This is a genomic window from Deltaproteobacteria bacterium (assembly GCA_016709225.1).
GTDB lineage: Bacteria > Myxococcota_A > Polyangia > Nannocystales > Nannocystaceae > Xiheibacterium > Xiheibacterium phototrophicum.
In genome coordinates this window covers 1,520,589-1,535,074 of sequence record JADJEE010000002.1, presented here as the reverse complement: position 1 = coordinate 1,535,074, position 14,486 = coordinate 1,520,589, and the positions used below count along the sequence as shown (strand labels likewise).

The following is a 14,486-nucleotide window of genomic DNA, read 5'->3' as shown; positions in this document are numbered from 1 at the left end:
GCTCACTTCGCGTCGGCGGCCGGCTTCGCGTCGGCGGCGGGCTTGGCATCGCCTGCGGGCTTGGCATCGCCTTCGGGCTTGGCATCGCCTGCGGGCTTGGCATCGCCTGCGGGCTTGGCATCGCCTGCGGGCTTGGCATCGCCTTCGGGCTTGGCATCGCCTTCGGGCTTGGCATCGCCTTCCGGCTTGGCATCGCCCTCCGGCTTGGCATCGCCCTCCGGCTTCGCCGGGCCCTCGGGCTTCGCGGCGGTCTTGGTCGCGCCCTTGTCGGCCTCCTTCGCCTTGGTTTCGGTCTTGCCGTCGGTCTTGCCCTCGGGTTGGCAGGCGATGGCGGGCAGGCAGGTGACGATGGCGGCGATGATGAACTTGCGCATGGGGGACAGCACTCCTCGAAGAAGAGTCTGTCGTCGTCGCCGCTGCCACGCCGTCATCGCGCCGCGGCCGCTCGGTCATCGATCGTCGATGCGACCTAGCCGATGGTCATCGAACGGTCAGCTGGCGCCGCTGCGCAACAGCACCGCCGGCAGCGTGCGGAAGAGGATCTTGAGATCGAGCCACAGCGACCAGCTGTCGATGTAGTCGAGGTCGAGCTTCATCCACTGCGCGAAGTCGATGCCGTTGCGGCCCGAGACCTGCCACATGCCGGTGATGCCGGGGCGCACCGACAGCCGACGGCGCTGCCACGCCTCGTACTTTGCGACCTCCGACGGCAGCGGCGGGCGCGGGCCGACCAGGCTCATGTCGCCGAAGAGCACGTTGAAGAACTGCGGCAGCTCGTCGAGGCTGGTCTTGCGGATGAAGCGGCCCACGCGGGTGATGCGGGGGTCGTGCTTGATCTTGAAGACCGGGCCGTCCATCTCGTTGAGGTGCTGCAGGGCGTCGAGCTTGGCCTCGGCGTCGGTGCACATCGAGCGGAACTTGAGCATCACGAACTTGCGGCCGTTGCGACCCGAGCGCACCTGCTTGAACAGCACCGGCCCCTTGGACTCGATGCGGATCGCGATCGCGACCGCGAGCATGACGGGCGCCGCGAAGAGGATCGCGATGGTCGAGCCGACGATGTCGAGCACGCGCTTGGTCAGGAGGCGGCCCTGGCTGGTCGGTACCCGCGAGAGGCCGATCATCGGCATGTCGAAGCCGGTGACGCTGGCGATCTCGACCTTGCCCGACGACGGCACCATGCCCTGCATCGTGACGAGCACGTCGACGCCGCGGAGATCACAGGCCTGCAGCGCCGCCTCGAAGGTGTCGAGGTTGCGACCCGGCACTGCGAAGACGACCTCGTCGATGACCTCCGCGTCGAGCAGCCGCTCGAGCTCGTGCAGCTCGCCGCGCTTGGGCTCCGCGGCGGCGTCGCATGGCTCGCCCGGCACGCACAGGTGTCCGACGAAGCGGTTGTTCCACGAGCCGCGGTCGCGCAGCGAGCGGGCGAACGCGACCGCCGCCTCGCCGCAGCCGATCACCAGCACGCGGTGATCGTCGACCCGCTTGGTGCGGCGCAGGATCCACATCAACCCCACCCGGCCGAGGCTCAACACCGCCATCTGCGTGAGCCCGAGCAGCAGCACGAAGCTGCGCGACAGGAACCCCCACTTGAAGAGGAAGGAGGCGACCACCAGGGCCGCGAGCGAGAGCCCCACCGCGCGTGCGTGTCGCCACGCCACGACCGCGGGGCTGACCCGGAAGTCGGAGGTGCGGCAAGTCCACAGCGTGAACGTCCACACGGAGACCATCACGAGCAGGACCCGCGAGTAGGGGTCGTCGCCGCCGTGCAGGCCGAGATCCGCGAAGAACTCCGGCAGCCCCAGCGCCGCGGCCTTGGTGCGCAGCCACACCGCCGCGAGGAACGCGATCGCGGAGAGGCCCACGTCCGCGATGAGCAGGAGCTGGCGAAACAGCGCGGTCTGGTGGCGGGTCACGGTCAGTCCAATCCTCGGCGCGGGGGGCACTTCACGGGCTGTGCCACGGGGAAACGCTGCGATTGCAGCCCGTGGCGCGGCTTTGTCGTGGCCAGATGGGTAGCCATGGCTACCGAAGCAGCACCAGGTGGACGGGACACCCGGCGCATGTGACCACGCCGTGGAGGGGCTACGAGGCGCGCACGCAGATCGGACGGGTGGAGTCGTCGTCGATTGCGGCCGGGTGGGCGGAACGGGCCACGATCGCGTCGCGGCCCGCCGACTTGGCCGCGTAGAGCGCGGCGTCGGCGGCCGCCATCAACGCGGCCCGGCCGGTCGGGCCGACGCTGGGGTGCGCGAGCGAGGAGAGATCGGCGACCCCAAAGGACAGCGACGGGGTCCGCGAGCCCAGCGGGGCATGGCGCTGCAGATTCCTGCGGATGCGCTCGCAGACCAGCCGTGCGCCCTCGGCATCGGAGCCGGCCAGCAACACCGCGAACTCGTCGCCGCCCAGCCGCACCGCGACATCGCTGGGGCGGATGGCGCCCTGTAGCGCCGAAGCGACGCCCTGCAGCGCGCGATCACCCGCCTCGTGGCCGAGCTCGTCGTTGATCGGCTTGAAGCGATCGACGTCGATCGCCAGCACCGCGATCGCCTCGCCGGTACGGGCGGCCCGGGCCAGCGCCTGGTCGAGCAGCGGCTCGAAGCCGCGACGATTCCACAGCCCCGTCAACGGATCGGTGGTGGCCTCGGCGCGCAGCCGCTCGACGCCGAGCTCGCGCTCGTACATGCGCGACACCAGCGAGAGCACGTGCTCGACCATCGCGGCGGCGCTGTCGTCGGCCTCGAACTCGAGGCCGACCGACAGGACGTGCGGCCGGGAGCCCGAGGCCGGCAGGGCGACCGACAGATCGCCCGGTGCGTCACCGTCGAGCTCCACCCACGCGACCTCGGCCAGCAACCCGAGCCCGGCGACCGCCCGATGCAGCAGCGTGTCGGGACCGTCGGCCTCGGTGAGGAACTGCAGCAGGCGCACCAGCGCGAACCCCTCGGCGAGTCGGTCGCGTGGCTTGCCGCCGGCCCCGGCGAGCTCGCGCAGCGGCGCGTGGTCCTCGAGGTCGAGCATGTCGTCGTCGAAGGAGGGGGCCAGATCGAGTGCGGTCGCCAGAGCCATGTCGCTGCACACCACGTAGCAACTGCGATGCCACCCGTCGGGCCAGCCCCTCGCCGAGCCCCGTCGATGCGCCGAAACCCTGCGCCAGGGCGCTCTGGCGGCGACGACGTTGTGCCTGCGGCCCGTTTTGGTAACGTCCGTCCCGCATGCCACGGCTCACCCCGCGTACGATGGGTTCGTTGACGATCCTGCTCGGGACCGTCTGCGGACTGTCAGTCTCCGCCTGCAACAAGGGCGGTCGCGACAAGTCGACCGCATCGCAGTGGATCGACCACCCCTCCTCCGGCAGCAAGGCCGGCTCGACCATCACCTTCGCGCCGCTGGGCGTGAAGTTCGAGATCCCCGAGACGCTGTACGTCTACCGCAACTGCGGCGAGGCCTCGCACAGCCCCGAGGGTGATCATGGTTGGGTGCCGGTGATCACCTGCCGCTCGACCAACGCCGACGCGTTCGGTGGCGGTGAGGGCGAGGACGAAGATCCGTTCGCGGCCGAGGATGCCGAGGAGGCCTCGGGCGTAGAGGAGATCGCGCTGACCTTCTACGTCACCCACAAGACCCGCCCGCTCGACGAGCGCTCGGTGACCTGGTTCGAGAGCCAGTTCAAGCAGGCCGGCATCGGCGTCGACGAGATCAGCTACCAGCACGACTTCCAGAAGAAGTCCGGCATCTACGCCAAGCTGCATGTGTCCGAGAACGGCGAGCCCACGCCGCACACCGAGATCGTGCAGTTCATGTTCCCGCACAACGACGTCGTCTTCATCGCTCGCATGGAGTACCCGTTCGGCGAGAAGCGCAGCGTGGAGCAGGACTGGAAGTACATCCTCTGGAACTTCGACTACCTGTAGTCGCCAACCGCGATGGGCGCGGTCGGGCTCGTGGTCGCGGACCCCTGATCGCGAGCCATCCGTGCGCATCGCCCTCAAGATCACCCTCGCGCTGACGCTGTGGACCATCGGGGTCCTGCTCGTCACCTCCGAGCGCGAGCTCGACCACGAGTTCGAGCTGATCGATCGCGACCTCGCGGACGGCTTGGTGCTGATGGGTCGTGCGCTGCGGCCGTTGGTCGAGGACGCGTGGGAGCGGGGCGGCGAGGCCCAGGTCGAGCCCGTCATCGAGGCCGCGTACGCCGACGAGCGCGCGGTCCAGCTGCGCTGGTACGGCCCGCGCAGCGCCGGCGGTCGCGTCCCCGAGGATCCCGAGCTACGTCGCGGACTCGATCGGATGCTCGCGACCGATCAGGAACAAGTGCTGCGCTGGCCGCCCGGCGACGAGCCCGACTACATCGTCGCGTTCCTGCCCATCCACCACGCCGATGGGCGGCTGGCGGCGATCGAGCTGCGTCGCTCGCTCGACGTGCGGCGCGGGTTTGCCGAGCGGAGCCGCCGCGGCCTGTGGATTGCCACCATCGTCATCAGCAGCTGTGCGGCGTTGATGGCGATCGTGCTCGGCTGGCTGCTGGTCGGGCAGCGGGTCGGGCGAATGATCGGGTTGTTGCGCGCGGTCGGCCGCGGCGAGAAGGCGCGCCCGCTCCCGACCAAGGCCCGCGACGAGCTCACCGAGCTCACCCATGCGATGAACGACATGGTCGACGATCTCGAGCGCGCGCGCGAGCGAGGCGAGCGGGAGTCGGCCGAGCGCGAGCGACTGACGCAGGAGCTGCGACACACCGATCGACTCGCGACGATCGGCGCGCTCATGTCGCGACTCGCCCACGAGCTGGGGACGCCGCTCAACGTCATCGCGGCGCGTACCAAGCTGATCGCGCGCGAGCAGGTCTCCGGCACCGCGGTGGTCGACAACGCCCGCATCGCCGCCGAGCAGACCGATCGCATCACCGCAATCGTGCGCAGCTTCCTCGACTTCTCCCGGCAGTCCCGCGAGTCGAAGCGCACGTTCGTGTCGCCGGCGATCGTCGAACACATCGAGACATTGCTCGGCGGCCTCGCGCGCGAGCGTCATGTCGAGCTGGTGGTCGGGCATCGCACCGAGGCGATGGTCTGCGGCGACCTGCTGCTGCTGCAGCAGGCCGTCACGAACCTGGTCGTGAACGCGCTCGACGTCGCCCCCGAGGGCACACGGGTGACGGTCGACGTGAACAACGTGAAGGTGGATCCACCGGCCGGACGCGGTCGGGGCCTCGGCGAGTACGTCTGCGTGACGGTCGGCGATCGCGGCAAGGGCATCGACCCGCAGGTGCTTCCCCACCTGTTCGAGCCGTTCTTCACCACCAAGCCGCGCGGCGAGGGCACCGGACTCGGCCTGTCGATCGCTTCGGGCATCTCGCACGAACACGGCGGATGGATCAGCGTCAACTCGAGCGACGGCCAGGGTACGCAGTTCATGCTACACCTGCCGATCGATGGCGACGCGCGACCAAGCACCGATCCGGGTCCTGGCAGTCGATGACGATCCGCGCTTCTGCGAGCTGGTCGCAGACACGCTGACGGGCTGCTCGGTCGCGACCGTCGCGAACGAGTCGGACGCGCTGGCGCGGGTCCAGACCTTCGATTTCGACGTCGTGTTGACCGACGTCAACCTCGGCGGCGCGGGGGGTATCGCGCTGTGCCAGCGCATCTCCGAGCTCGACCCCGACCTGCCGGTCGTCGTCATCACCGGCTTCGGCAGCATCGACACCGCGGTCGCTGCGATGCGCGCCGGGGCCTACGACTTCGTCACCAAACCGGTCGAGATGGACCAGCTGCGCTTCACGCTGCAGCGCGCAGCGGGGGTCCGGGCCCTGCGTCGCGAGGTCAACGTGCTGCGCGAGCGCGTGAGCGCCCAGCAGCCGTCGGGTTTGCTCGGCGAGAGCCTGCCCATGCGTCGCCTGCTCGAGCGGGTCGCCAAGGTCGCGGCCTCCGACGCAACCGTGCTGCTGCGCGGCGAGAGTGGCACCGGCAAGCAGCTGGTCGCGCGCGCGATCCATGGCCAGTCCAAGCGCAGCGACGAGCCGTGGGTCGCCGTCCACCTCGCGACGCTGCCGAGTGCCTCCGTCGAGGCCGAGCTGTTCGGATCGGCCGAGGGCGGCGAACCGCGTCCAGGTGCCTTTGCGCGGGCGGGCGGCGGTACCGTGCTCGTCGGCGAGATCGGCGACCTGCCGCTCGAGCTGCAGCCGAAGCTGTTGCGCGTGCTCGAGGAGGGGCTCGTGCGCCCCGTGGGTGGTGACGCCGACGTGCGTGTCCATGCGCGCGTCATCGCGGCGACCAACCGCGACCTCGAGGCCGCGGTCGAGGCCGGTCGCTTCCGCGAGGACCTCGTGTTCCGGCTCGGGGTGCTCGACCTCGAGGTCCCGCCGCTGCGCGCCCGCGGGCGCGACATCCTGCTGTTGGCGCAGCACTTCCTGCAGGGCTTCGCCGCCGAGAGCGGCAAAGATGTGCGCGCGATCGGACCGGACGTCGCCCAGCGGCTGCTCGACTATCCTTGGCCGGGCAACATCCGCGAGCTCCGCAACGCGATGGAGCGCGCGGTCACGCTCGCGCATGGGCAGCGCATCGAGCTGCCCGACGTGCCCGAGCGGATCCGCAGCTACACGCGCAGCGACGTGCTGGTGGTCGCGCACAACCCCAGCGAGCTGGTGCCGATGGACGTCGTCGAGCAGCGCTACATCCTGCGTGTGCTCGAGGCCGTGGGCGACAACAAGACCCTCGCGGCCAAGGTCCTCGGCCTGGGGCGCAAGACGCTCTACCGCAAGCTCGAGCGCTACGGCGCGATGGAACGGGGCGAGCGCCGGCCGATCTCGGTCGAGGGTCACGACGACACAGAGTCCGACGACGCCGACGAGTCACACTGACACAGGCGGCTCGAGCTGGGCCGCGAGCAACCGTGGACGCTCGGACGCCGGCTCGCGAGAATTCCTGCCGAGCACGCGAGCCGGCCCGTGGGCACCACGGGCAGACATCGCGGCCGCTGCGAGCGATCCTCGACCATGGCAACGCCGACGCCACCGGCCTTGATACCCTGCATGCTGCGGCGGCCGGCGAGGCCCGCGGGCGGGGGCGGTACGTGAGCACAGGTGCATCGCAGGGTGCGGCGAGTCGCGCCGCCCGCCTGGAGTCGGCCCCCAAGGAGCCACCATCGACCGCTTCGCACGCGCCCGAGCGGCTGCGTGCGGCCATCGAACACGGCGCGCACTACCTCCCGACCCAGGGCCCGCTCGAGCTCTTCATCCACCACAACACGCTGCACGCGTTCGAGTCGTTGCCCTTCCACCGTGCGATCACCACCGCCGCGAAGCTGGTGGGCGGTAGGGGGTACCTGTCCGAGGCACGCTTCCGCGAGGCCTATGCGGCCGGTCGCATCGACGACCGCGATCTCGAGCTCGCGATCGCCTACCGCCGCGCGCTCCCCGACGCGGCCGCGCGATCGCCCCACGCGTTGGCGAGCCCTGCTGCGGTGCTGCGCGCGGCCATGCTGCACGACCTCGACGTCGAGCCCGCGGCGCGGGTGCGGTGGCGGCTTCGCGAGGACTTCGCGTTGACCGAGCCCGGCGACGAGCTGCGCTGGTCGGTCTGTCTCGATGCGGTGCGACGCATCGGTCGCTCGCGTCGCCCGGATCTGCGCGCCGACGCAGCCGCCGTGCTGGACCGGCTCGGCGAGCTGTCACATCGCGATCTCGTGCGCATGTTCGCCGACATCGACGTGTCCGAGTACGTCGACCGCTGGCTGATCCGCGCCTGTGCGGCCCACCTCGACGAGGGCCTCGCCGCCGATCGCGATGACGATCGCCGCCTCGGGCTCTACGCGCACTGGCGTCGGTTCCAGCGTCCCGGACGACGCTACCTGCGGGGGCTGCCGGCGGCGCTGCGGCTGCCGGAGGATCCGCTCGATGCGGTCGCGGTGTCGCTCGCCGGTCTCGGCGTTGGGGCCGATCGAGTCGACGCGTACATCACCCGCGTGCTGCAGCATCTGCCAGGGTGGGGCGGGCTGATCCACTGGCGTGAGCACAACCGTGACCATCGCCCCCAGCTGCCGCCGGTGGCACTCGTCGACTACCTCGCGATGCGTCTGCTCGGCGAGTGGTCGGAGCTCGAGCGGGTGTGTCGCGACACGTGGGGCTGCGCAATCGCGGCGCTGGTCGAGCACCTGCGCCAGCGTCCCGACGAGGCCGCGGTTCGCCTCGCGCTGCACGAGGGCCACGTCTCCGACGTGTTGGCGCGCAAGAGTCGTCGCGCGATGGACCGCGGTGGCGCGACCTCGGAGGCGACCTGCGCCGCGCTCGTCGAAGAGATCGAGCACGACACCGAAGGCGCGGATCTCGAGCGCGCGTGGCAGCTGCACCGCCTCACGCGTGCGCTACACCTGTACGGCACCGAGCTGCAGGCGACGCCGATCGAGCGCATCGCCGAGCTGTCGTCGCTGCTGGATGGTTTCGCCGCCGCCGTGCGGCTGCCGATCTGGCAGGAGGCCTACGAGATCCACTACCGCGACCAGGTGCTCGAGGCCCTGCACGACGGCCGCGAGCATCGCCACGTGGCGACCGGGCGCGGGCAGCTCCAGGTCGTGACCTGCATCGACGATCGCGAGGAGGGCATCCGGCGGCACATCGAGGAGACCGAGCCGCGGGCCGAGACCTTCGGGACCGGCGGCTTCTTCGGCATCCCGATCAGTTTTCGCGGGCGCAACGACGAGGAGTTCAGCGCCCTGTGCCCGCTCGGGGTCACGCCGGCGCATCGCGTGCTGGAGGTCCCGTGCGACGACGAGCACCGCGGTGCGCGGCGCTATGACAGCAGTCGCGCCGCCGTGCGGCGCTGGCGAGGGCACTGGCGCAGCATCCTCGGCCACGGCTGGGCCTCGCTCCTGGGCGCCTACGCGGTGGGCTTCTTTGCGTGGCTGTGGCTGCTCGGACAGCTGGTGTTTCCGCGGCGGTTCGATCGTGCGCGCCGGCTCGTCACGCGCGCGCTGATGCCCGAGCATCCCACCGTGCTCACGACCGACGAGTCGTGCCGCGAGCCGCAGCATGCGATCGCCGGCTTCACGCTGCGCGAGCAGGTCGAGCGGGTCGGCGCCACGCTGACCAATATCGGGCTGGTGCGGAACTTCGCGCGCGTGATCGCGATCGTCGCCCACGGCTCCACCAGCACCAACAACCCGCACTACGCCGCGTACGACTGCGGCGCCTGCGGTGGACGTCATGGCGGCCCCAACGCGCGCCTCTTCACGCTCATGGCCAACTCGCCGGCGGTCCGTGCGGGGCTGCGCGGCAACGGCATCGACATCCCCGATGACGCCCATTTCGTCGGCGGCGAGCACAACACCACCAACGAGGGCTTCACGTGGTGGGACCTCGACCGCTTGCCCGACTCGCATCGCGACGACTTCCGTCACCTCGAGCAGGTGGTCGCCGAGGCGGCGCGACGTTCGGCGCAGGAGCGCTGCCGCAAGTTCGACCACGCGCCCCGGCACGGCGGACCCGAGGACGTGCTGCGCCACGTGCAGGAGCGGGCACTCGATCCGAGCCAGGCCCGACCCGAGCTGAATCACGCCACCAACGCGCTCGCGGTGTTCGGTCGTCGTCGGCTGACCCGCGGTGCGTTCCTCGATCGGCGCGCGTTCCTGGTGTCGTACGACCCCGAGTCCGACGCAGGTGGCGAGGTGCTCGAACGGCTGCTCATGGCGTTGGTTCCGGTCATCGCCGGCATCAACCTCGAGTACTACTTCTCGACCTGCGACCCCCAGGTCTACGGCGCCGGCACCAAGCTGCCCCACAACGTCGTGGGCCTGGTGGGGGTCATGGACGGCGGCAGCAGTGACCTGCGCACGGGGTTGCCCACGCAGATGACCGAGGTCCACGAGCCGGTGCGCGTGTTGTTGGTGCTCGAGCAGACGCCGGCGGTCATCGCCGCGATCATGGCGCGCCAGCCGGCGATCCGCAGGCTGTTCGAGAACGGCTGGGTGCTGGTGGCGTGCATTGGTCCCGAAGACGGCGCCACACGGGTGTGGGTGCCGGATGACGGCTTCGTGCCGTGGCAGCCCCGGGGGCTCACGCTGCCGGTGGTCCACAACTCCGCGGCGTGGTTCACCGGGCACGACGAGCTGCTCTCGCCGGCACGCATCGTCGCGCCGCGGCGGATCGCGGGTGCGACATGATCGGTGCGCCGCAGCTGGCGACCGCCGTGGCAGCTGCGGCCGACGACGGCTTCGATGTCATCGGCCTCCTCGTCATGGCGTTGCCCTCGCTGCCGCTGTTGCTGGCGGCGTGGTTCGGGCTGGCGGCGGCGGTCGGCATCCGCCTGCGTGAGCGCACGATCGTGCGCGCGACGCTCGGCGGTGCTGCGACCGCGGCGGTCGCCTCGCTGGTGGTGCTGGTCCACGCGCTGCAGCAGGCGCAGCCGCTCCGCGTGGTGATGGTGCACTGGCTGTGGGTGCCGAAGCACGGCATCGACGTCGCGTTCTGGCTCGACCCGCTGTCGGCGGTCATGGCCGCGATGACCTGCACGCTCGGCTTCGTGGTGGCATGGTTCTCGGTCGCGTATCTCCACCGCGAGGCCGGCTTCCAGCGCTACTTCATGCTGGTCAATCTGTTCCTCGCCGGCATGCAGGTGCTCGCGCTCGGCGACGGCTTCATGCTGCTGTTCCTCGGCTGGGAGTGGGTCGGGCTGTGTTCGGCGCTGCTGATCGGCTTCTTTCACGAGCGTGCGGCGCCGGTCCGCGCGGGCGCGCGGGCATTCATCACCAACCGCTTTGGCGACTTCGGCCTGCTCACCGCGTCGCTGTTCGCGGCGCACGAGTTCGGTGGCGACGGCTGGGCGGCGATGAACGCCGGCGCCGTCCACCTGTCGCCGACGACCGCGACGGTGATCGGGCTGGCGCTGTGGCTGGCGGCGATGTCGAAGTCGGCGCAGCTGCCGTTCTCGAGCTGGATGGCCCACGCGGTCGAGGGGCCGACGACTTCGACGGGGTTGTTCTACGGCGCGGTCATGGCCCACGCCGGGGTCTATTTGATGATGCGCACCGGCCCCATCGTGCAGCACTCGACGATCACGCTGGCGGCGATGGTCGTCGTCGGTGGGCTCACGCTGGTGTACGCCGCCGCAGTCGGTGCGGCGCAGCCGGACGCGAAGGGATCGATCGTCTACTCCACGATCGCGCAGCTGGGCGGCATGTTCGCGGCCTGCGGGCTCGGTGCCTGGCACCTCGTGGTCATCCTGATGGTGCTGCACGCGGGCCTGCGCGCGGTGCAGTTCCTGTTCGCACCGTCGGTGATCCGGCAGGTCCGCGCCGCGCAGCACGCGGCCGCACTCGACGCGATGCCGACCCAGGGGCGGATGGTCCACAGCGGCCTGGTCGGGCTGGCGCTGGTGGTCGCGGCCTGGGGTGCGTTCGGCCTGTCGAATCGCAGGTGGTGGTACGGACCCACCGGCAGCGTCGGCCTGCTCGGCGCCGACGGTGACCTGGCGCTGATGATCGCCGCGCTGGCGTCGTTGTTGGCGGTGGCGTACGTCGGCACACGTCGGCCCGAGCGTCGGCGCCCGCAGGGGTTGGCTGCGCGGCTGCACGAGCGTGCCCTGCATCGCTTCGATCTCGATGCGTTCCAGGAGGCCGTCGCAGTGCGCCCGCTGCTGGCGCTGGGCGGCGCGCTCAAGCGACTCGATGACCGGTGGCGTGACCGTGCGCGTGCGCTGGCGGTGGCGGGGCTCGTGGTCGCTGCGTTCATGAGCTTCGATCCGGTCGACGTCGAGGCCGGGCATGTGGTGGTGGCCGAGTTCGGCGGCACCGCATTCGGTGGCACGCCGTGGCTGTCGATGATCTGGCTGCTGCCGCTGGTCACCGCGGTGTTGGTGTGGCGGATCCACGACGACGAGTGGGCGCGGGTGTTCGCCCGCGGCGGCGCAGCATTCACGCTCGCGCTCGCGATCGCCGTGGTCCGACGCTTCGAGCCCGGTGACGACGGCATGCAGTTCGTGGAGCGTCTGCCCCACGAGCTGCTCGGGCTGGGCTATCACCTCGGCGTCGACGGCATCAGCGTGGTGTTGGTGCTGCTGCAGGCGCTGCTCGTGATGCTGTTGCTGGTCGCGCTGGGGCGTCGGACTCGACGTGGCGCGCTGGTGTCGCTGCTGTGCCTGCACGCGGCGTCGCTGCTGTCGTTGGTGTCGATCAACCTGCTGGTGCTCGCGCTGCTGTGGGTCGTGATGATTGCGCCATCGTGGTCGCTCGTGCAGTACGCCGGGCCCGATGCGGGCACACGCCGCCGCCTGGGCTGGTTGGTGGGCCCGATGACGGTGTCGGCGCTGTTGCTCGTCGGCATCGTGATCGTGCTGGGCACGCGGCTGCCGACGACCTCCTTCGATCTCGACGCCATCACGGCCTGGGGTATCGGCGGTCGCACGCAGGCGCTGCTGTTCGTGCCGTTCATGGTCGCGCTGGCAATCCGCCTGCCGTTGGTGCCGTTCCACGGCTGGATGGTGCGGCTGCTCGAGGGCTCGCCGGCGGTCGCTGCCGTACCGATCGCGCTCACGCCCCTGGGTCACTACCTGTTCCTGCGCCTGGGCCTCGAGCTGTTCGGTGACATCATCGGTCGACACGCGGTCACGCCCGCCGTGATCGCCGTGTTCGGCATGGTCTTCTGCGTGTTCGTGGGGCTTGCCCAGGGCAGCCTGCGCTCGGCGCTCGCCTACTTCCAGCTGGCGGTCAGCGGCAGCCTGCTGGTCGGGGTCGCCTCGACCGATCCGATGGGGCCGACCGCGGGGCTCGCGAGCGCTTGCAACCTCGCGATCGCCGGCACCGGTCTCCTGCTCGCCGCCGACATGGTCCACGCGCGCGCCGGCACCACCGACTTCGCTGCGCTCGGCGGCCTGGTCCGCACGGCGCCGCGGCTCACCGGCCTCTTCCTCGTGATCTCGTTGGCATACGCCGGCTTCCCCGGTGCGCTCGGCTTCATCGCCGAGCACCTCGCCAGCCACGGCGCATTCGAGGCCCACGGCACCCTCGCGATCGCGATGGTCGCGGCGGTCAACCTCGCCTCGGTGCTGCTGTGGTGGAGCTTCACGCGGGCATTCCTCGGCCCCTGGCGCACGCCGCAGCTATCGAACTTCCCACGGCTGCTGCCGCGCGAGCACGTCGCACTGCTGGCGGTGGTGCTGCTCGTGATCATCGCAGGGTGGTGGCTCGAGCCGTGGGTCGCGATGATCGAGCCGACGATCGCGGCGCACATGCCCCGGCTGTAGCGGGTCGGCCTGCGGTCACGCGATCCGAGCGAACGCGAACAGGCGTGCGAGCCGGTGAACTCGCCGATCCGCTGCGCGCCCAAGGGGATCGATCGCGCTCACCAGCCGTCGACGCCGACGTGCCACAGCAGACCGTCGGCCACGCCGTAGGTCCCGCAGGCGACCCACTCGAGTCGTTCGATGTCGTGCTCCTGGTACGATGGCGAAGGGACGTAGAGGGCCGACGGCGCGTCGAAGCCCGGCCCGAGGTCGGGGATCGCGAGGCTCTCGGCTCCCGCCCAGTCGATCGCGTCGTCGGCCGCTTCGCGCGCGCGCAGCACCGTGATGCCGCCGTCGCTCGCACCGCCGCGCACGAGCGCGAGTGGCTGGCCGGCGACCGCCACGAAGCGCCCGCGGAAGCTGTCCGGGATGCTCGCAACCATCGTGCGGTGCTGGTCCCAGCTGGCACCGCCGGGCTTGAAGAAGTACGCCAGCGTATTGGCATCGGTCTCGGTCAGCACATGCGTGGCGCCGCTATCGGGATCGACATGGACATCGGCCGCGCTGCGGACGTCGACCTCGTCGCCGTCGGCCAGGCTCACGAAGCTCGGTGTCTGACCGAGCACGAGCTCGACGACGACCGCATCGTAGGTGCCGGCGGGATAGCTCCCGGTGAACTGCTGACCACTGCTGACCCGCCAGCACGACCTCGCCCGGGCCGCGGAATGACGCGAACACGTAGCTCAGGTCGTTGTAGCCCGCCAGCACCGTGCTGATCGGGCCGTTGAAGCCGCCACCGTAGTCGTAGGTATAGATGAACTGGCCCGGACCACCCGCTCCGCCGACGACCGTGAACCACACCAGCTGCACGGGGTCGGGGCCGCGCGCCGCACCGACGTAGTTTGCGCTCGCGGGCGTTGTATAGGTGCCACCGATGTCCACGAACGCGCAGCCGAGCGGCGTGACATCCTCGATCGCGAACTCGCAGTGCTCCATGTGATGGCCGACGATGTCGATCGCGAAGCTGCGGATGACCGCACCGTCCATCACGCTGGCTGCATTCTGCTGGACATCGGGCAGGTGGTTCTGACTGCCGACCTGCGCCCAGCCGTCGCCATCGCCGCGGAAGTAGAGGATCGCGCTGTTCACGTCGACGCTGGGGCCGGCGTCGGCGACGAACCACGGCACGCCGTCCGCGGTGCGCATCACCCCGCGCAGCTGCGGACCCCAGCCGCCCGTCATCTCGGGATGATGGCGGTTCTGATCGGTCACCAA

The 14,486-nt window shown here is 70.5% G+C and carries 10 protein-coding genes; 5 read left to right on the top strand and 5 right to left on the bottom strand.

The genetic code is table 11. The features are described from left to right. Positions 1 to 2: 2 nt before the first annotated feature. The 3 genes from IPH07_20605 to IPH07_20595 all read right to left on the bottom strand — a co-directional run bounded on the left by IPH07_20605 (position 3) and on the right by IPH07_20595 (position 3,072). A complete protein-coding gene (locus IPH07_20605) occupies positions 3 to 374 on the bottom strand; it encodes a hypothetical protein (GenBank protein ID MBK6919809.1) in 372 nt (123 codons plus the stop codon). Positions 375 to 491: 117 nt separating this feature from the next. Then, positions 492 to 1,919, bottom strand: coding sequence for a sugar transferase (locus IPH07_20600; protein ID MBK6919808.1), 1,428 nt, complete (start codon positions 1,917 to 1,919; stop codon positions 492 to 494). Between the two features lie 169 nt (positions 1,920 to 2,088). Beyond that, entirely contained in the window at positions 2,089 to 3,072 is a 984-nt protein-coding gene (locus IPH07_20595) for a GGDEF domain-containing protein (protein ID MBK6919807.1), read from the bottom strand. A gap of 179 nt (positions 3,073 to 3,251) precedes the next feature. Here IPH07_20595 and IPH07_20590 point away from each other — a divergent pair, with 179 nt between their 5' ends. The 5 genes from IPH07_20590 to IPH07_20570 all read left to right on the top strand — a co-directional run bounded on the left by IPH07_20590 (position 3,252) and on the right by IPH07_20570 (position 13,232). Then, positions 3,252 to 3,917: a hypothetical protein gene (locus tag IPH07_20590; protein MBK6919806.1), complete on the top strand. Its 666-nt coding sequence runs from the start codon at positions 3,252 to 3,254 to the stop codon at positions 3,915 to 3,917. Positions 3,918 to 3,978: 61 nt separating this feature from the next. After that, a complete protein-coding gene (locus tag IPH07_20585; protein MBK6919805.1) occupies positions 3,979 to 5,478 on the top strand; it encodes a HAMP domain-containing histidine kinase in 1,500 nt (499 codons plus the stop codon). After that, positions 5,432 to 6,859 carry a sigma-54-dependent Fis family transcriptional regulator gene (locus tag IPH07_20580; protein ID MBK6919804.1) on the top strand — a complete coding sequence of 476 codons (1,428 nt, stop codon included), beginning with the start codon at positions 5,432 to 5,434 and terminating at the stop codon, positions 6,857 to 6,859. Before IPH07_20585 ends, IPH07_20580 begins: the two co-directional genes overlap by 47 nt. Before the next feature lie 32 nt (positions 6,860 to 6,891). Then, positions 6,892 to 10,155: a DUF2309 domain-containing protein gene (locus IPH07_20575; GenBank protein ID MBK6919803.1), complete on the top strand. Its 3,264-nt coding sequence runs from the start codon at positions 6,892 to 6,894 to the stop codon at positions 10,153 to 10,155. Further along, complete coding sequence (locus IPH07_20570; GenBank protein MBK6919802.1) at positions 10,152 to 13,232, top strand: hypothetical protein; 3,081 nt, start codon at positions 10,152 to 10,154, stop codon at positions 13,230 to 13,232. The genes IPH07_20575 and IPH07_20570 overlap by 4 nt, the downstream gene beginning before the upstream one ends. A gap of 98 nt (positions 13,233 to 13,330) precedes the next feature. Here IPH07_20570 and IPH07_20565 read toward each other — a convergent pair whose 3' ends face one another. Next, positions 13,331 to 13,813: a hypothetical protein gene (locus tag IPH07_20565; protein ID MBK6919801.1), complete on the bottom strand. Its 483-nt coding sequence runs from the start codon at positions 13,811 to 13,813 to the stop codon at positions 13,331 to 13,333. Further along, entirely contained in the window at positions 13,746 to 14,483 is a 738-nt protein-coding gene (locus IPH07_20560; protein ID MBK6919800.1) for a hypothetical protein, read from the bottom strand. Before IPH07_20560 ends, IPH07_20565 begins: the two co-directional genes overlap by 68 nt. Positions 14,484 to 14,486 lie beyond the last annotated feature (3 nt).